The 17,218-nt window shown below is 48.0% G+C and carries 19 protein-coding genes, 2 tRNA genes and 1 pseudogene; 15 read left to right on the top strand and 7 right to left on the bottom strand.

Going from position 1 to position 17,218, the window contains the following annotated elements:
- Nucleotides 1-2 precede the first annotated feature (2 nt).
- From pyrR to ACFRAM_RS10160, 11 genes are all read left to right on the top strand, one after another.
- Nucleotides 3-587 carry a bifunctional pyr operon transcriptional regulator/uracil phosphoribosyltransferase PyrR gene (pyrR, locus tag ACFRAM_RS10210; RefSeq protein WP_379465772.1) on the top strand — a complete coding sequence of 195 codons (585 nt, stop codon included), beginning with the start codon at nt 3-5 and terminating at the stop codon, nt 585-587.
- Between the two features lie 2 nt (nt 588-589).
- Nucleotides 590-1,498: an aspartate carbamoyltransferase catalytic subunit gene (locus ACFRAM_RS10205; protein ID WP_379465771.1), complete on the top strand. Its 909-nt coding sequence runs from the start codon at nt 590-592 to the stop codon at nt 1,496-1,498.
- Nucleotides 1,499-1,602: 104 nt separating this feature from the next.
- The gene (locus ACFRAM_RS10200) at nt 1,603-2,886 is read left to right on the top strand and encodes a dihydroorotase (protein WP_379465770.1); all 1,284 of its coding nucleotides are present in this window, start codon (nt 1,603-1,605) and stop codon (nt 2,884-2,886) included.
- 45 nt (nt 2,887-2,931) lie between these two features.
- Nucleotides 2,932-4,110: a glutamine-hydrolyzing carbamoyl-phosphate synthase small subunit gene (carA, locus tag ACFRAM_RS10195; protein WP_379465769.1), complete on the top strand. Its 1,179-nt coding sequence runs from the start codon at nt 2,932-2,934 to the stop codon at nt 4,108-4,110.
- Between the two features lies 1 nt (nt 4,111).
- A complete protein-coding gene (gene carB, locus ACFRAM_RS10190; protein WP_379465768.1) occupies nt 4,112-7,333 on the top strand; it encodes a carbamoyl-phosphate synthase large subunit in 3,222 nt (1,073 codons plus the stop codon).
- 138 nt (nt 7,334-7,471) lie between these two features.
- The gene (pyrF, locus tag ACFRAM_RS10185) at nt 7,472-8,245 is read left to right on the top strand and encodes an orotidine-5'-phosphate decarboxylase (RefSeq protein ID WP_379465767.1); all 774 of its coding nucleotides are present in this window, start codon (nt 7,472-7,474) and stop codon (nt 8,243-8,245) included.
- Nucleotides 8,242-8,883 carry an orotate phosphoribosyltransferase gene (gene pyrE / locus ACFRAM_RS10180; protein ID WP_175372908.1) on the top strand — a complete coding sequence of 214 codons (642 nt, stop codon included), beginning with the start codon at nt 8,242-8,244 and terminating at the stop codon, nt 8,881-8,883. Before pyrF ends, pyrE begins: the two co-directional genes overlap by 4 nt.
- A gap of 306 nt (nt 8,884-9,189) precedes the next feature.
- Nucleotides 9,190-10,734 (top strand): ABC transporter substrate-binding protein, encoded by a 1,545-nt coding sequence (locus tag ACFRAM_RS10175; protein ID WP_379465766.1) that lies wholly within the window; start codon nt 9,190-9,192, stop codon nt 10,732-10,734.
- A 58-nt stretch (nt 10,735-10,792) separates the two neighbouring features.
- Nucleotides 10,793-11,026, top strand: coding sequence for a hypothetical protein (locus ACFRAM_RS10170; RefSeq protein ID WP_175372781.1), 234 nt, complete (start codon nt 10,793-10,795; stop codon nt 11,024-11,026).
- Nucleotides 11,027-11,107: 81 nt separating this feature from the next.
- A tRNA-Met gene (locus tag ACFRAM_RS10165) sits at nt 11,108-11,184 on the top strand.
- A 45-nt stretch (nt 11,185-11,229) separates the two neighbouring features.
- Nucleotides 11,230-11,303: transfer RNA gene (locus ACFRAM_RS10160), tRNA-Ile, on the top strand.
- Between the two features lie 297 nt (nt 11,304-11,600).
- Here ACFRAM_RS10160 and ACFRAM_RS10155 read toward each other — a convergent pair.
- Nucleotides 11,601-11,864, bottom strand: coding sequence for a hypothetical protein (locus ACFRAM_RS10155; protein WP_379465765.1), 264 nt, complete (start codon nt 11,862-11,864; stop codon nt 11,601-11,603).
- Between the two features lie 263 nt (nt 11,865-12,127).
- Between ACFRAM_RS10155 and ACFRAM_RS10150 the strand changes: the two genes are divergently transcribed.
- Nucleotides 12,128-12,412 carry a hypothetical protein gene (locus ACFRAM_RS10150; RefSeq protein WP_379465764.1) on the top strand — a complete coding sequence of 95 codons (285 nt, stop codon included), beginning with the start codon at nt 12,128-12,130 and terminating at the stop codon, nt 12,410-12,412.
- A gap of 13 nt (nt 12,413-12,425) precedes the next feature.
- A complete protein-coding gene (locus ACFRAM_RS10145; RefSeq protein WP_379465763.1) occupies nt 12,426-14,159 on the top strand; it encodes a hypothetical protein in 1,734 nt (577 codons plus the stop codon).
- 82 nt (nt 14,160-14,241) lie between these two features.
- Here the strand turns inward: ACFRAM_RS10145 and ACFRAM_RS10140 are convergent.
- Nucleotides 14,242-14,412, bottom strand: a pseudogene (locus tag ACFRAM_RS10140) (YHYH domain-containing protein); the annotation flags it as partial.
- 168 nt (nt 14,413-14,580) lie between these two features.
- Between ACFRAM_RS10140 and ACFRAM_RS10135 the strand changes: the two are divergent.
- Entirely contained in the window at nt 14,581-14,826 is a 246-nt protein-coding gene (locus ACFRAM_RS10135; RefSeq protein ID WP_379465762.1) for a hypothetical protein, read from the top strand.
- Nucleotides 14,827-14,961: 135 nt separating this feature from the next.
- Here ACFRAM_RS10135 and ACFRAM_RS10130 read toward each other — a convergent pair whose 3' ends face one another.
- The 4 genes from ACFRAM_RS10130 to ACFRAM_RS10115 form a co-directional block, all read right to left on the bottom strand.
- Entirely contained in the window at nt 14,962-15,324 is a 363-nt protein-coding gene (locus ACFRAM_RS10130; RefSeq protein WP_379465761.1) for a hypothetical protein, read from the bottom strand.
- Between the two features lie 162 nt (nt 15,325-15,486).
- The gene (locus ACFRAM_RS10125; RefSeq protein ID WP_379465760.1) at nt 15,487-15,660 is read right to left on the bottom strand and encodes a hypothetical protein; all 174 of its coding nucleotides are present in this window, start codon (nt 15,658-15,660) and stop codon (nt 15,487-15,489) included.
- 110 nt (nt 15,661-15,770) lie between these two features.
- A complete protein-coding gene (locus ACFRAM_RS10120) occupies nt 15,771-16,283 on the bottom strand; it encodes an ImmA/IrrE family metallo-endopeptidase (protein WP_379465759.1) in 513 nt (170 codons plus the stop codon).
- 172 nt (nt 16,284-16,455) lie between these two features.
- Complete coding sequence (locus ACFRAM_RS10115) at nt 16,456-16,632, bottom strand: YjfB family protein (protein ID WP_066364027.1); 177 nt, start codon at nt 16,630-16,632, stop codon at nt 16,456-16,458.
- A gap of 194 nt (nt 16,633-16,826) precedes the next feature.
- On the opposite strand from ACFRAM_RS10115, the gene ACFRAM_RS10110 reads away from it, so the two are divergent.
- Entirely contained in the window at nt 16,827-16,979 is a 153-nt protein-coding gene (locus tag ACFRAM_RS10110) for a hypothetical protein (protein WP_175372782.1), read from the top strand.
- A gap of 47 nt (nt 16,980-17,026) precedes the next feature.
- Here ACFRAM_RS10110 and ACFRAM_RS10105 read toward each other — a convergent pair whose 3' ends face one another.
- Entirely contained in the window at nt 17,027-17,161 is a 135-nt protein-coding gene (locus ACFRAM_RS10105) for a hypothetical protein (RefSeq protein WP_281364515.1), read from the bottom strand.
- Between the last annotated feature and the right edge of the window lie 57 nt (nt 17,162-17,218).

Genomic DNA, 17,218 nt, shown 5'->3' with positions numbered 1-17,218 from the left:
TCATGGTTACTGAAAAAAACGTCATTATGGACGAAACGGCGATTCGCCGGGCGTTATCACGAATTGCACATGAGATTTTGGAGAAGAACAAAGGTATTGAGAACTGCTTGTTAGTGGGTATTCGCACTCGAGGCGTATATTTAGCCCGCCGGATTGCTGAGCGGATCAAGGAGATTGAAGGGGTAGCCATTCCTTACGGTGAGCTGGATATCACCCATTACCGCGATGACCGTAGTGATGAGGGCAAGAGCAGCAATGAAGCGGGAGCCTCGGCGGTTGTAAGCAGTAATCTGATGTTGAATGCGGACAGTGCAGGCATCCACGATCAAAAAGTTATTCTGTGCGACGATGTGCTCTACACCGGACGGACCATCCGGGCGGCGATGGATGCCCTGATGGACTGCGGCAGGCCGCGCATGATTCAACTAGCGGTCCTTGCGGATCGCGGTCACCGTGAGCTGCCGATCCGGCCAGATTACGTCGGCAAGAACGTACCTACCTCCAAACATGAGCAAATCGAAGTGGCGCTGAAGGAATATGACGGTAAAGACGAAGTGTCCATTATTTCGCAATGGGAGGAAAAATAATCATGATGACAGCAACCAAGGTGAAGGAACGCAGCTTGCTCGGCTTAAAAGATCTGGATCGCTCAGAGATCGAACAACTGCTGGAGAGAACATCCCATTGGGATAATCAGAGTCAGAAATTAACACCCGTTCTGGAATCGCGGTTTGTGTCCAACATGTTTTTTGAGAATAGTACCCGCACCCGCTTCTCATTCGAAATGGCTGAGAAGCGCCTCGGTGCACAAGTATTGAACTTCACGGCTGCCGCTTCTAGCGTAGAGAAAGGCGAATCCATCTACGACACCGTGCGGACGCTGGAATCTATGGGGATCGACGCGGGCGTTATCCGCTTGAAGCCGGCAGGGGTGCTGGAGCAGCTTGCGGAGAAAGTAGCTATCCCGCTAATCAACGCGGGTGATGGTAACAACGAACATCCGACACAAGCGCTGCTGGATATGTATACCATGACCAAGCATTTCGGCGGTTTGAAAGGACTGAAGGTGTCGATCATCGGAGATATCCTGCACAGCCGCGTGGCTCGTTCCAACCTCTGGGGATTGACTAAGATGGGAGCACAGGTGCAGTTCTGCGCACCAGAGAATATGAAGGCTCCCGAGCTTGCGGCTTACGCGCCATATGTTTCCATGGAAGAGGCGATGCAAGCTGATGTGGTGATGATGCTGCGGGTACAGCTCGAGCGTCATGCCAGCGGAATTCTGCAGTCGGCAGAAGAATATCGCCGCCAGTTCGGCCTGACCGAAGAACGTGCTTCGAAGCTTAGTGCAGGCACGATCATCATGCATCCTGCACCGGTGAATCGGAACGTTGAGATTGATGATGCAGTGGTGGAATGCAGCCAGTCGCGCATCTTCCCGCAAATGTCCAACGGGGTACCGGTACGGATGGCTGTACTCGAAAGAGCGCTTCTCTAAAAAAAGCTAACATTAACCGATTAATAAATATACACAATGATGAATTTTTATTATATAATAACGGGGAAGCTTGCGGCAGTGGTCTGCAGGCAAAAAGGAGAATCATGACAGTGATCATTAAAAACGCCAGCGTATTGAACAAGGACGGCAAGCCGGAGCGCAAACACATAGTCATTGAGGACGGAGTGATCTCCGCTCTTATAGATGGAAATGAGGAAGTAACCGGAGCTGCTGAGATCGTTGATGCAGAAGGAAAGCTGCTGATTCCCGGCCTGATTGACATGCATGTGCATCTGCGTGAACCAGGATTCGAGCACAAGGAAACGATTGAAACGGGCAGCCGTTCGGCAGCCAAGGGCGGTTTTACCACCATCGCCTGCATGCCGAATACGCGTCCGGTGACAGACAGCCCCGAAGTGGTGCAATTGGTTAAAGACAAGGCTCGTGAAGCCGGTCTGGTAAAGGTCCTGCCTTATGCAGCAATTACGAAGAATGAGCTGGGCAGAGAGCTGACTGATTTTCCAGCGCTGAAGGAAGCCGGAGCGATTGGGTTTACTGACGACGGTGTGGGCGTGCAGAGCGCGCAAATGATGAAAGACGCCATGAAGCTGGCTGCAAAGCTGGATATGCCGGTGATTGCCCACTGTGAGGATAACTCGCTGGTGGAGGGCGGCTTTGTGGCTGAAGGAACGTTCGCAGAGAAGCACGGCCTGATCGGAATTCCGAATGAGTCGGAAGCGATCCATGTCGGCCGGGATATTTTGCTAGCGGAAGCGACTGGGGTTCACTATCATGTCTGCCACGTCAGCACAGAACAATCGGTACGTCTGATCCGTCAAGCCAAGGAGATCGGGATTAAGGTGACCGCTGAAGTATGCCCGCACCATCTGCTGCTCTCAGAAGAGGACATTCCAGGGCTGGATGCCAATTGGAAAATGAACCCGCCGCTTCGTTCGCGCCGTGACGTGGAAGCATGTATCGAAGGACTGCTGGACGGTACGCTCGATATGATCGTTACCGATCACGCTCCGCACAGCGAAGACGAGAAAGCTAAGGGGATGCAGCTTGCTCCATTCGGTATCGTAGGCTTTGAGACAGCATTCCCGCTGCTCTACACGGCTTTTGTAGACACAGGCAAATGGGACTTGTCCCTGCTGGTCCAGCGGATGACCGCTGATCCGGCTCGTGTATTCCGGTTGAACACCGGGGTATTGGAAGCCGGAGCGCCTGCAGACTTGACACTGATTGATCTGGAACAGGAGAAGGAAGTGAACCCGGCGGATTTTGCGACTAAGGGTCGGAATACTCCTTTTACCGGTTGGAAGCTTAAAGGTTGGCCGGTAAGTACCTGGGTGGATGGCAAGCTGGTCTGGAATGAGACAAACTAACTAACGAACTTTTATAATAGAAACAACAAGAAGGAGTGGAAGGGAATGCAGGCAAGATTGTTGCTGCAGGATGGCACGCTGTTTACAGGTACCGCATTTGGTGCCGAGGGCGAGAAGACAGGCGAGGTTGTATTTAACACAGGAATTACAGGATATCAAGAGGTACTGTCGGATCCTTCTTACTGCGGTCAGATCGTTACCATGACCTATCCGTTGATCGGAAACTACGGCATCACCCGCGATGATTTCGAATCGGCACGTCCGTTCGTACACGGATTTGTGGTGCGTCGTCATGAGACGGTGCCAAGTAACTGGCGCGCAGAATACAGTGTAGACGATCTGCTGAAGGAATATGGCATTCCCGGTATCAGCGGGATTGACACCCGGATGCTGACCCGCATCATTCGCCACTACGGAACGATGAAAGCAATCCTGACCACGTCCAACAAACGGGTAGAAGAACTGCAGGAAATGATGGGTGACACCAGTATAGAGGAATTGCGCAATCAGGTAGCGCGCACCTCTACACCGAACACTTACATTAGTCCTGGCAACAAGGAAAGAATCGTACTCGTTGATTACGGTGCTAAAACAGGAATTCTGCGCGAGCTTAACAACCGCGGATGTGACGTTGTAGTCGTACCGCATGATGTGACAGCAGATGAGATTCGCCGCCTGAACCCGGATGGCATTCAGTTGTCCAACGGCCCTGGGGACCCTAAGGATGTACCTTACGCGGTACAAACAATCTCTGAGCTGCTTGGCGAATATCCGATCTTCGGCATCTGCCTGGGTCACCAATTGTTTGCCCTGGCTTGTGGAGCGGATACAGAGAAGCTGAAGTTCGGTCACCGCGGCGGGAATCACCCGGTTAAGGAACTGGAGAGCGGACGTTGCTTCATCACTTCACAGAACCATGGCTACACCGTTAATGAAGACTCCATCAAGAGTACAGAGCTGGAAGTTACACATATCAACAATAACGATAAGACAGTCGAAGGACTAAAACATACCCGTTACCCTGCCTTCTCGGTGCAGTATCACCCAGAAGCAGCGCCGGGACCGCATGACAGCAGCTATTTGTTTGACCGTTTCCTGCAGATGATTGCAGAGCATAAAGCGAGCAAGCCTGTAAGCACTCGTCAGGCGCAGCTTGCAGCCAACGCCAGAATCACGGCGCAGCAGTGGGCGCCCCAGCTTGAAGCCGTGAAAGGAGCAAGATAACATGCCTAAGAATGATAAACTTAAAAAGATACTGGTGATCGGCTCCGGTCCGATCGTCATCGGCCAAGCAGCCGAGTTCGACTATGCAGGAACTCAAGCTTGCCAAGCCCTGAAAGAAGAAGGCGTTGAGGTAGTGCTGATCAACAGCAACCCGGCGACCATCATGACCGATACCAATATGGCCGACAAAGTCTATATTGAACCTATCACCCTTGAATTCGTCACCGGCATTATCCGCCAAGAACGTCCGGACGGCTTGCTGCCAACACTCGGCGGACAGACCGGTTTGAATATGGCTGTAGAACTGGCCCGTGCAGGCGTTCTGGAGCAAGAGAATGTAAAGTTGCTCGGAACGCAGCTTCACTCCATCGAAAAAGCTGAGGACCGCGACTTGTTCCGCGAACTGATGCGCGAATTGGATCAGCCAGTTCCAGAGAGCACAATCATCACTACACTGGAAGAAGCTCTGAGCTTCGCTGATGAGATCGGCTATCCGCTGATTGTCCGTCCTGCGTACACTTTGGGTGGTACAGGCGGCGGTATCTGTGATAACGAAGAGGAACTGCGTGAGACGGTTAAGGCAGGTATCCGTTACAGCCCGATCGGACAATGTCTGGTTGAGAAGAGCATCGCCGGCATGAAGGAAGTCGAATATGAAGTTATGCGCGATGCCAACGATAACTGTATCGTGGTCTGCAACATGGAGAACTTTGATCCGGTAGGTGTACATACCGGGGACAGTATCGTTGTGGCGCCGAGCCAGACGCTGTCTGACCGTGAGTACCAAATGCTGCGCAGCGCGTCGCTCAAAATTATCCGTGCGCTGAACATCGAAGGCGGCTGTAACGTACAGTTCGCGCTTGATCCGCAAAGCTATCAATACTATGTCATTGAAGTGAACCCGCGTGTTAGCCGCTCCTCGGCGCTGGCTTCCAAGGCAACCGGCTATCCGATTGCGAAGATGGCTGCCAAGATCGCCCTTGGCTATACGCTGGATGAAATCGTCAACCCGGTAACCGGACAGACTTATGCCTGCTTCGAGCCTACCCTTGACTATATCGTGAGCAAAATCCCGCGCTGGCCGTTCGACAAGTTCACGTCGGCTAACCGCAAGCTGGGCACGCAGATGAAAGCGACCGGAGAGGTTATGGCCATTGGCCGTACTTTCGAAGAGTCCATTCATAAAGCGGTTCGTTCCCTTGAAATCGGCGTTCACCGCTTCCGTCTGCCAGGGGCAGAGAAGCTGGAAGAACAGGTTCTGAGAGATCGGTTGGCAAAAGCCGATGATGAGCGTCTGTTCCTGATCGCCGAGGCATTCCGCCGCGGCTACGGATTGCAAGAGGTTCAGGATATCACTAACGTTGACTGGTGGTTCCTCTCCAAGATCGAAGGTTTGGTGAACTTCGAGAGCGTTATTCGCGGGGAAGAAAGCCTGACCGCAGAAACGTTGTATGAAGCTAAGCGTTTTGGCTTCACTGACCGGGCTATCGCCGAGATCCGTGCTGAAGGTGACCCTAACGGCAAGCAAACGAAGGAATCCGAGGTGCGGGCATTGCGTCTCAGCCAGGGGCTGAAGCCAGTGTTCAAGATGGTAGATACTTGTGCGGCTGAGTTTGAGGCTTCCACACCTTACTACTACTCTACCTATGAGACTGAGAATGAAGTGACACCTTCTGACAAGCAGAAGGTAATCGTGCTCGGCTCTGGTCCGATCCGTATCGGACAGGGGATTGAATTCGACTACTCTACTGTACACGCGGTATGGGCGATTCAGAAGGCTGGTTATGAAGCTGTAATTATCAATAACAATCCGGAGACTGTATCTACAGACTTCAACACATCGGACCGGTTGTATTTTGAACCACTGTTCTTTGAAGATGTAATGAACGTGGTAGAGCAGGAGAACCCGATTGGGGTAATCGTTCAGTTCGGTGGACAGACCGCGATCAACCTTGCGGCACCGCTGAGTGCTGCCGGGGTGAATATTCTCGGAACAAGTCTGGAAAGCATCGACGAAGCCGAGAACCGCAAGAAGTTCGAAGCCTTGCTCTCCCGTCTTGATATTGCACAGCCGAAGGGTAAGACGGTTACGACTGTCGATCAAGCGGTTGAAACCGCACAGTCGCTAGGGTATCCGGTATTGGTTCGCCCGTCTTACGTACTTGGCGGACGCGCGATGGAGATTGTCTACAACGACACCGAACTGCTGAGCTACATGGTCGAAGCTGTGAAGGTGAATCCAGAGCATCCGGTACTGATTGACCGTTACATGCTGGGTAAAGAGGTTGAGGTAGACGCCATCTGCGACGGAGAGACTGTAGTCATTCCGGGCATCATGGAGCACGTGGAACGGGCAGGGGTTCATTCCGGTGACTCTATCGCCGTCTATCCGCCGCAATATCTGGACGAAGGCTTGAAGCAGAAGATTTCCGAAATTACAATCAAGATTGCCAAGGAACTGAAGACCATTGGTCTGGTCAACATCCAGTTCGTTATCTATAAAAATGAAGTCTATGTCATCGAGGTTAACCCGCGCTCCTCGCGTACGGTTCCGTTCTTGAGCAAGGTGACCGGGATTCCTATGGCCCACCTGGCGACTAAAGTTATCCTTGGCGGCAAGCTCAAGGAAGACGGCTACCAAGAAGGACTATGGCCGGAAAGCGATTATGTATCGGTTAAAGTGCCGGTGTTCTCCTTTGCTAAGCTGCGCCGCGTAGAGCCTACACTGGGGCCGGAAATGAAATCCACCGGTGAAGTTATGGGCCGCGACAAGCTGTATGCCAAAGCGCTGTATAAAGGTCTCATCGGAGCGGGTATGAAGATCCCGGCTACGGGAGCCATTATCGTGACGGTGGCTGACAAGGACAAAGCTGAAGCGGTTGAACTGATGAAGGGCTTCCATGCGATGGGTTACAAAATCATTGCTACAGGCGGTACGGCAATCGCACTTGAAGATGCTGGCCTGAACGTGATGAACGTGAACAAGCTGGGCGAAGGGGAGCCGAACATCGTCGACTTGATCCGCAGCGGACAAGCGAACTTTGTCTTCAACACCCTGACTAAGGGTAAAACACCAGAGCGTGACGGATTCCGTATCCGCCGTGAAGCGGTAGAGAATGGCGTGGTCTGCATGACCTCCCTTGACACCGTAGCGGCGCTGCTGAGAATGCTGCAGACAATCAACTTCTCGTCGCAGTCCATGCCTGCATTTGTCGGTCAATAAAGAACTGAATAGACAGCATTGAACATGCTACTGGGACGGTTTGCGGATGATTCGCAGACCGTCCCGCCATGACCGGGCCATGAATAAGATGAATGAGGGTCCTCGTGGACAAGGTGAAACTGGATAGGAGCGGTGGTTATGGCTTACGAAAAAGAACAAGAGGTGAAGACAGATCACGATGCTGCATGGTCAGATACGGCTAAGCGGCTGATGATTGCCCTGGATTACCCGGATGTAGCGAGTGCAAGACTGCTCATGGAGAAGCTGGAAGGTATCCCATGCTATATGAAAGTAGGCATGCAGTTGTTCTATGCGGCTGGGCCGGAGTTCGTGCGGGAGCTGAAAGAACGAGGCTACTCTGTATTCCTGGATGTCAAAATGCATGATATCCCGAACACGGTAAAAGGCGGAGCAGGCAGCATTACAAGGCTGGGTGCCGATATGTTCAACGTGCATGCCGGAGGCGGCAAGGCTATGATGGCAGCTGCCCGTGAGGGCGCAGCAGCTGCGGTTAGCGCTAATCCGGAGCTTAATATGCCGGTGATTATTGCGGTAACCCAGCTGACCAGCACGAGTCAGGAAGTCATGAACGGGGAGATTGGAATCCCGGGCAATGTAGGTGACACGGTAGTTCGGTATGCCAAGCTGGCTGCGGAAGCAGGCCTGGATGGCGTTGTAGCCTCCCCGCAGGAGTCGGCGGCCATTGCGTCCGCCTGTGGCCCGGAATTTCGCACAGTGACCCCGGGTATCCGGCCAGCCGGCTCATCGATGGATGACCAGACGAGAGTCCTGACACCGGGACAAGCGATCCGCCAGGGCAGCCACTATCTAGTCATCGGCCGACCGATTACGGCAGCATCCGATCCGCGTCAAGCGGCACTAACCATTATTGAGGAGATGATTCAAGCGTGAGCCAATTTTCGAATAAAAGTGAACAAGTCGCTTCGTATTTGCTGGAGATCGGGGCGGTAAACCTGCGTCCGCAAGAGCCTTTTACCTGGACTTCCGGTATTAAGTCGCCCATCTACTGTGATAACCGTCTGACTTTATCGTATCCAGAGGTCCGTAACTATATCGCCGATGCATTTGCCGAGCTGATTAAGAGCCGTTACCCGGATGCTGAAGTGATTGCCGGAACAGCAACAGCGGGTATCCCACATGCGGCTTGGGTAGCTGACAAGCTGAATCTGCCTATGGCATATATCCGTGATAAAGCTAAGGGCCATGGCAAGCAGAACCAGATTGAGGGCCTGATTGCTCCAGGGCAAAAGGTGATCGTTATTGAGGACCTGATCTCCACTGGGGGCAGCTCCATTAAGGCCGCTCAGGCGGTTCAGGAGGCCGGTGGCGTGCCACTGGCGGTACTGGCTATTTTCAGCTATGAGCTAGATCGGGCTACACAAGCATTCGCTGATGCAGAGATTCCGCTGCTGAGCCTGTCCAATTACACCACGTTGATTGATGTTGCACTGTCGCAGAGTAAAATTGCTGCAAGTGATGTAGATCTTCTGCACTCCTGGAGAAAAGATCCTGCGGCATTTGGAGTATAAATGATGTTTTACAGTCCCTCGCCTTGGTGCGCAGGGACTTTTTTTTATATAAGAATTTATATGTTTTCGCTATAAATCATTCTTATATATCTCGCTGAAACGGATACCGTCCCTTAGCGGACGGAGAAGCCGTTCTACTTATTCCAATATAAGGGGATTCGATGAAAGATTCGTTGTTTAACTTTAAATTTGCTGTAACTTTCACAATGCTATAAACCTATATAATACATAAAGAAGGAATGGATGATTACTCCAGTAACCAGGCATTCATGACCCAATGTTTAGTATGTTCAGGAGGGATATATAGTGAAATTTAATAGGAATACAACTGACAAGAAACGAAAGGCAATCCGCCGGGTGAGTCTTGGTCTTAGCGCGGCATTGCTGCTGCCATTGGCGTCATCGAACTTACATACAGCGTGGGCAGAATCAGGGCAAGGCCATGCTCAGCAGAAAGAACGTGTGCTGCGGATCGGTAGCTTGTGGAGCGGAGAAGAGGATACCTATTTTCGCCAACAGTTTACGGATCTGTATGAATTGAAGCATCCAGAGGTCAAGCTTGAGATTGTGCCAGCTATAAACAGTAGTGACACCCGTTTCAATCCTGGCCCGCAAGCACCCGCAGGAGACAACCTGGAGAGCATTCGTAAGCTCATGGGCGGAGACAAGCCTGTGGATGTTATTGTCGGGGACAGCACGCTCATCAAGAGCCTGAGAGACCACAACATGCTCAAGCCGCTTCAGCCGCTGATTGATCGTGACCATTATGATATTAGCAATATGGCGCCGACGATGCTGGATGGTATCCGCGAGCTGGGTAACGGCAGTCTGTACGCTCTGGCACCGACCTTTAATTCCAGTGCTTTGTATTATAACAAAGCTATTTTTGACAAGGCAGGTCTACCTTATCCAACGAATGGAATGACCTGGGATGAAGTCTTCACACTGGCGACGAAGGTTGTCAATGCTTCCAAAATGGCCAAAGTGTCGGGTCATCCAGATAGCCGTGTCTACGGATTCTCCATGAGCCGTTATTCCAGCGATCCATTCTGGGACATGCTGACCTATATATCGCCGCTTCAGCTGACCATGTACGATAACAAAGGCGAGAAGATGACTGTCAACAGTCAACCATGGAAAAAAGCATGGACAACCTATAGTGAACTTGTGCATAAGGGGATTATTCCCGGGTTTGTCAGCGATGTCGGTAGTCCCGAGAGCAATGGCTTCAACCCGCTTCAGGGAGATCTATTCGCGACAGGTAAGGCTGCCATGGTTATCGGGGAGTACGGCTATGTGAAAGAATTGGCGGATATTGAGCGAAATGCCTCCAAAATCCCTAACTACAAGCTGGCGGATTGGGGCATTGTGAATGTACCTTCGCATGCGGAGAAGCCGGGGGTGTCATCCGGCACTTGGCTGGGAAATATGATGGCGATCAGTGCTAATGCGCCCGATCCAGAGGATGCCTGGGACCTGATTAAGTTCGTTAACAGCAACGAGGTGGCGAAAATCAAAGCCCATAACAACTACGAACTGACGTCCCGCATAGACTACATTATTTCCAGTCAGCCGGGTCTGGATTTGCAGCCTTTTTATACACAGAAACCACTGCCTGCTGGTGATCCCGCTATGGATCAACTGGAGGCGCAGAAGCCGGGAATTACCCAAATCAGCGATGCCGGCCGTCAGTTGTTCATCGAAGTGTATAACGGCCGCCAATCTGTGGATCGAGCACTGAAGACCTGGGAATCCCAGGGTAATAAGATGCTTGAGAAGCTGAAAAAATCCCCGGCGTCCACCTTTGATCTGGAGGATGGCTGGATGTCACAAGGTGCTGTGAGGAATTAATCACTATTTATTCCAAATAAAAGGTCCAAAGCCGCCGGGAGTTTCGGCGGCTTATTTTATGAAAACTGGGTATGATAAGCTCATGAAGGAATCCCATTATTTTGCCGACAAAGGAGCCGAATACAGCATGAACTGGATATACTTCGCCAAGTTGTTCCGGACCCGATTTCAAGCCGGATGTCTAGCCAAACGATTAGAGCAGGACGGATGGATTTATGGCTATCATGATCCACGTTTCGTGGAAATTTACCGTTCCCGTAAGGGAAAGTACGGGGTACGTTTCCTCCCTTGAGAAGTTTTTCTAAATTCTCTTGACTTAGAGGCATCATGTAATGTATATTAATTATTGTCGCTGTTTGAATTTAATGACTGACGCGGGGTGGAGCAGCCCGGTAGCTCGTCGGGCTCATAACCCGAAGGCCGCAGGTTCAAATCCTGCCCCCGCAACCAATTTTATTCATCCTCAGCACTCCTAAATACGGATATTTTAGATCCGGGCCCTTAGCTCAGTTGGTTAGAGCGGTCGGCTCATAACCGATTGGTCGGGGGTTCGAGTCCCTCAGGGCCCACTTCGCCAAAACCCTTACGTTGTAAGGGTTTTTTGCTGTTTATACACTTAGCGGAGCGAATATGCTTGAGTGTGGGAAGGCAGGAATACTACAAAATAACTATAGAACTTAAAGCTGCTAATAATATTCCAAAACTGCAGATCCTAAAAGATTAACAAAGCCCCGCGGACCATTGAGGTTCGTGGGGCACCGTAATATGTATATTTTGTGTTTTGATAACAATCAAAGGCCTATCTCTGACTTTCAATCTTGTGCAGTTTTTTTGTCAGGAGCGGCAGTTGATGCTGGGGGAGCTTTTCAGTAGGAGCTTCTGTTATCTCCACTGTGGGGAGCTGGCGTTGGATCTTCTGTAGGTTCTGCTTTCGCTTCAGCTACGACTTCCTTCGTAGGTTCTACGGTAGTTGTAGCTGACAGTGTGGACTCAGCGACCTTCTTATTTCCACCCATATTACCCATAACTCCAAAAACAAGTACCACCAGTAAGCAAAGCCACCACTTCACTCCAAAAATAATTATCACCAGTAACCAAAACCACCACTTTTTAAAAATCGACTTTTCCAATCATTCTTCCCCCTAAATCTGATAATTATTTAAAATTGATTCTATCAGATAAAAGGATGGTAATCTATGCATTTTACTAAGAATGATATATGTAAAGGGCATCTTTCGAGTAAGGTTATACCCCCTTATCTGTAGCATCGCGTAGCCATTTTGGTAGTGAACAGTTCTTCGTTAGAGCGGTCGGCTGATGTTTTTCCGCAAAGAAGTATAGATACCTATTTTTCATATGGTAATATATAACTATTGGGAAGGTGGTGATCAGGTTGTTTGAAAGGGAAAATAAAATTTCTGGTGTAATAACTTGGATAGGAATTATTAACATCGCAGCAGGATTTATTCTAGGTTTGGTATTTGGGAGAGAAAATGTTGGACTCTATAGTGACACATATGAACAAATATGGTCTGTCACTCTGTTGTATTGGGCTGCTGGTTTTGTGTCGGGGATGTTTTTCATCGGTATATCCGAGATTATAGAGCAATTACATAAAATTAATTCAAAATTAGGAAAAGAGCCAGAGGAAGACGATCTACGTTTATTAAGCGATTAAGCGGGGGAATGGAATGTTAGTAAATATCGAATGTCCTGTTGAATGTCTTGATTATGATTTATATGAGAGTAGAAGCACAGGAAAGATTTACTGTTCATTAATGTTTAACAACTTGTCTTCCCGTACCGTAAAAGGACTAAAAATTATTATTTACTGCTATGACCAATTCGGTGATCCAGTTGAGGATGAGCGGAACACATTTGAATGTAAGATTGAATTTAAAGATGGTTTACCTCCGAGCTTTAGACAATTCACGGACAAAAAGTTAGAGCTGGCAGTGGATCAAAACACCAGAAAAATAGAAGTGGATATTGTGAAAATCTTGTTTGACGATAATTCAATGTGGAACAACGATACCTCTTCATCGGAAAAGATTGAACTAGTAAAGGTAGGGGATCCCAAGCTATTGGCATTCGTACAAGCGAGAGCTGGGGATGATGCTAAATATTTGGCTAACGAGTTTGATGAGAGATGGATATGTATTTGCGGAAGATTGAATGTTGGCGATCACCTAACTTGTAAAAGATGCAGAAGAAACAAAGAGAATGTTCTGACTGATTATAAAGAAGAGGAGACAATAATCCGGAATTTGAGGGTTTTTGAAGAAGAAAAGGCAAAAAAGCAGATGGAAGAACGTGAGAAAAATGAGCAACAATTAAAAAGAAACAAAGAAAAGCAGAAAAGAATTATCAAAAATTCATCTTACATTGCCGCAATTCTTCTTGTAACAGCTGTAATCAGTTTCGGATTTTTGACTAAGTTTACTTTTTCAATAAAGAATCATCAAGCTTCAACGGATGAGAATAACAATAAGGTAACATTTGAAACTATACCCGTGGTAGAAGCAGAAAAAGAACCAGAACCGGAAAAGCAATTAGTCGAAGACTCGCTAAAGGCGGATTTAGTTGAAGAGGTTATCCATACTTCTTTTGTGTCAAACGGTGGAAACAATGGTCGGGGAGAATTTGAAGTAGAGTACCGTAAAGAAGGTGTTGTTAAAACTAAATTAATCAGCGACATCTTTGAACCTAAAAGTGTTGATATAGACCACGATGGTGTAAATGAGTTTGTGATTTCATATCGAATAGATGTGGACAATCTTAGTAATGCTCAAATGCCCTATTGGGATGATGTATATGAATTCGATGTAAACAAGGAAGATCTAGTGTTGGTTAGTAATAAATACAGTGAATATTATAAAAATAATTACATACCGTCTTTGAAAAAGAAAGTAACTGAGAGCAGTGATTTAGGAGAAAAGCAAGCGCTGTTTGTGTTAATTCAGGCTGCCAATGATTTGTTTGAGGGAAACTTTATTCCTGATGTTAATCAGGAGAAGATTGATTCTTTGGTTCAAGATCATCAAATTGTGAGTCCTTTGAAGATTGTCAAACAAGGTAATAAATTCTATATCCATGGGATAACTTTAGGGATGAATATTAAAGAAGCGATTAAACTCCTTGGTAACCCCGATGATTCATTTGAAGTGGACTCTAAAGTTGCGATATGGAATTTAAAGGATAATTTGAAACTGACTGTCGAGTATGTAATAGATACAATTGATTATCTTGACCTGGGAGAATTTGATCAATGGACCCAGGATCAAAGCATGAGTGCTTTGGGTAACCCAGCAGAAGTTGGGGAAGAGGAATATTCATATCTTACTTCGACTCAGAGGCTTAGATTCCATACGATGGTTAAATCTGGGGAATTTAGAGTACAGCTTATGGATCCTGAAATTCTTTAGGTTACTCTGGCAGCTCATTCAATTTCAATTATTGAGGTGCCAGAGTTATGTAAAATCAGTGCTTTTTCTTTTTGGTTCCACTGTTGTGATAGTGGTATTCTCCCTTTTTCAATCCCCACTTCTCGCAGTTTGTGCGGCAATAATGACCACCTTTTGAATCGGTCCGACCCGGATGGGCACTGGCTAGTGCGGGTGTAAGTAACAGAATTATCGAAAGGAACAGTGGGAGTAATACTTTTTTCACGACAAAAATCCTCCTGAATTGAATGATATTTAGATCTAGTCTATCAGAACTAGGTAAATATTACTATAATGCTGGGAGAATATTGATATTGCTTATTCGGGAATAAGGTGAAAATACTTTAACCTAGTGATATCTGCTTTGTTTTTTTACAGGAATCAGACAGACTGGTGAAAGCATATGGGTTACATAAACGCTATAGAGGTGGATGGTGAGCCCATGCTGCATAATCAGGAGTTTAAGGTATACATTATAACCTCTCGGGATATCCTGCGGTTTATTGTCATGGAGATCGTGATCGGAACGATGGCGTATTCCATAGCCATGAAGTTGTTTCATAACGTGATTTTGGCGAGTGCCGGGAGCTGGGCCGGGACAGAGGGAATCAAGCGGCTGACGGGTGTTTTAAGAGCGATAGCCAAGTAGTAATGGAGAGGCTTGTGGAAAGCCGCAAAATAAGCACCTTGCCAATAAGGCGAGGTGCTTTGATGTAGTCAGGCCTATGTATAAGTAGGATAGATATTGTATGATGTCTGTTTACAGAGTTTGTCGGTAAAACAGTTAATCGTAGATCTTCTTGTCCAAATACGTGATTAGAAGCTCTGCCAAGGCTCTCAGCTGTATGGGGTTATTCTCTTGGGCTATTGCCTCTTGGATGCGGCTGATTGTGATTTGACTGTCTTTCTCTCTGCTGGCTTCCTGATCCACCGGGGTACCGGTTATATTGTGTTGCAATGTATGGGACACGCTCTCGATCTCCGTAATCGGAACCCAGAGTGATTCTTCCTCCGTCTGTATCTTGATCATTCGGTAGGTCAAGGCTTCGGCTGTTCCCTTTAGATTCCCGCCATTCAATAAAACGAGGTTGATACGTTCGTTCTTTGCCACTGCAGCTTGCAAGTTCTGACGTACTCCTTTATTCATTAAATTGCCCCCATAAATTAGTCTGTGTCAATTATACCCATATTATGATTGGTATAACAACCGTTAGCAGGAGGCGTTTCATACACATACAGGTCTTATGGATCTTAGGGCCACACGAATCATACATGCTCCGCCGGTTGATCAACCTAGCGGAGCGTATGATTATAGAACTAAATCATCTTCCTTGGGTTCTTGCAGCAGGATGGAGAAGGTCTGAGTCTCGTGGTCCACTTCAATCGTTTCGATTCCGACAAAATCAGGCATTTCGGGGTGTACTGCATCAACATTGTATTCGGGATGGGTCAATAATAAGGCAATGACTTTAGTGGCTTCCATAAGCTCCCTCCAATGAGATCATTCCACCATGTAACGCGGGTGGGCGGTTAATAGCTTGGCGATTGTGTTATCGCTATTATCCCCGCGAGCCGGACTGAATATCATTGGAATTAATTTGCTGGGGACATTACCGCAAGCAGTTGACCTTGAAATATGCGTCTTTGTATCTGATCAATCCGCTGGACAGCCAATTCGTTCGGGACTTGAAACATAGCTGACAGGTAACGAATCGCCTCTCCACGCTGCTCCGGCAATGGCATGCGCGAGATCATAGAATAGGGCATGGAGGCATACAGAATGAAGCGGTCGGATTCATCCTCCTGATCTTGAGTGAAGATTTCGGGCATCAGCGTACGCTTCCCGGAATGGCGCAGCAGGTGGCAGAGGGCGTGAAGAAATTCCAGGCGCTGCATGCTTGATGGCAGACGATTATCAATGAACATGCTGTACATCCCGGCAGATGCCTCCACCGCCTTGCTTCTCACATCGAGATAATGGACCCAGATATTCAAGCGTTCTGAAATATACTCGATGGAGATTTGGGAAGGCTGCTTTATTTGGAGTCTGTTGTATAGATCCTCGGTCCATTTCTCCAAAACAGTCATTTGATAATATGATTTCACTTCATCCACCTCATTATAGGATCGTATGTTCGTATTTAAAAGTAAAAGAAAAGCCCGGAGGGCTTGTGAAATACAGAGAGGCGGAGAAAGCAGGTGTCTGCTTTCCGCCTGGTGTCTTTTGAAATACTTTTAAAAAGAGAACTAATGTTCTTGTTAGATTAGCATAAAACAATCAGACGCGAATATCAAGTGTTTTTCCTAAGCTCGGATGAACGCTTTGTTCAAGCATCTGCACCAGATTCTGGCTCTGAGTTTCTGCCTGGTCCTTAGCAATGCTTAATACCTGTATACCCACAGCCTGGGCCAGGGATGCCTGGCTCATTGAAGTAGATAATGCTGCAATATCCATGTCGCACCTCCCTCTATAAGCTATATCGACAAGGATATTCTTTTTTATAAGCAGGCAGGGTACACAAAAATAGCTCAGTCAAGGCCTTGATATAATTGTCACGCATTTCTTTACCTGTTGGCCCATACCTCAAGGCGGAATTTCACATATTCTGAGCTGTATTCAATATTCATCATTCTAAGGAGGAAATTTAAATGGGTGCAGGATATGGTTGCGGTTGTGGAAATGTTAGTCCGGTAAATGAAGCTCCGGTTGTCGCTCCGTGTGTAAGTCCTTTTACTTCTACAGGTGCTATTCTGGTTCTCTTCATTCTGTTGGTTATCATCACTAAAGCCTGTTTGTTCTAGGATAGCTTTATCGTACTGTCCCCCCCCTGGCCTTAGCCGGGCGGGGGTTATTTCTTTTTTCTGCGCGCAGGCCCAATTTGGCGTTTGATTCTTCCGGTATTCTGATCCACTTCGACAATGTACAATTCTTTGATCGTTCCCGATAAGGTAAACCATTCCTGCAAGGCCTCGGTTTCAGACATGGGTCCGTATAGTCTTCTTCCGCGATAACAAATATAGAACACCTGGCTCTCCGTTTA

Source organism: Paenibacillus sp. NPDC056722 (genome assembly GCF_042790635.1).
GTDB classification, from domain to species: domain Bacteria; phylum Bacillota; class Bacilli; order Paenibacillales; family Paenibacillaceae; genus Paenibacillus_AQ; species Paenibacillus_AQ agri.
Note: the sequence above shows the minus strand (reverse complement) of the source record. Positions and strands in the feature narration are given on the sequence as shown.

Excerpts from the sequence above, each read along its gene's own strand:
- pyrR (WP_379465772.1), top strand. The coding sequence starts at position 3 with ATGGTTACTGAAAAAAACGTCATTATGGACGAAACGGCGATTCGCCGG.
- ACFRAM_RS10205 (WP_379465771.1), top strand. The coding sequence starts at position 590 with ATGATGACAGCAACCAAGGTGAAGGAACGCAGCTTGCTCGGCTTAAAA.
- carA (WP_379465769.1), top strand. The coding sequence starts at position 2,932 with ATGCAGGCAAGATTGTTGCTGCAGGATGGCACGCTGTTTACAGGTACC.
- ACFRAM_RS10105 (WP_281364515.1), bottom strand. The coding sequence starts at position 17,161 with ATGTCTGAAACCGAGGCCTTGCAGGAATGGTTTACCTTATCGGGAACG.
- ACFRAM_RS10110 (WP_175372782.1), top strand. The coding sequence starts at position 16,827 with ATGGGTGCAGGATATGGTTGCGGTTGTGGAAATGTTAGTCCGGTAAAT.
- ACFRAM_RS10170 (WP_175372781.1), top strand. The coding sequence starts at position 10,793 with ATGAAAACTGGGTATGATAAGCTCATGAAGGAATCCCATTATTTTGCC.
- ACFRAM_RS10200 (WP_379465770.1), top strand. The coding sequence starts at position 1,603 with ATGACAGTGATCATTAAAAACGCCAGCGTATTGAACAAGGACGGCAAG.
- ACFRAM_RS10125 (WP_379465760.1), bottom strand. The coding sequence starts at position 15,660 with ATGGAAGCCACTAAAGTCATTGCCTTATTATTGACCCATCCCGAATAC.
- pyrF (WP_379465767.1), top strand. The coding sequence starts at position 7,472 with ATGGCTTACGAAAAAGAACAAGAGGTGAAGACAGATCACGATGCTGCA.
- ACFRAM_RS10135 (WP_379465762.1), top strand. The coding sequence starts at position 14,581 with ATGGGTTACATAAACGCTATAGAGGTGGATGGTGAGCCCATGCTGCAT.
- ACFRAM_RS10130 (WP_379465761.1), bottom strand. The coding sequence starts at position 15,324 with ATGAATAAAGGAGTACGTCAGAACTTGCAAGCTGCAGTGGCAAAGAAC.
- ACFRAM_RS10145 (WP_379465763.1), top strand. The coding sequence starts at position 12,426 with ATGTTAGTAAATATCGAATGTCCTGTTGAATGTCTTGATTATGATTTA.
- carB (WP_379465768.1), top strand. The coding sequence starts at position 4,112 with ATGCCTAAGAATGATAAACTTAAAAAGATACTGGTGATCGGCTCCGGT.
- ACFRAM_RS10115 (WP_066364027.1), bottom strand. The coding sequence starts at position 16,632 with ATGGATATTGCAGCATTATCTACTTCAATGAGCCAGGCATCCCTGGCC.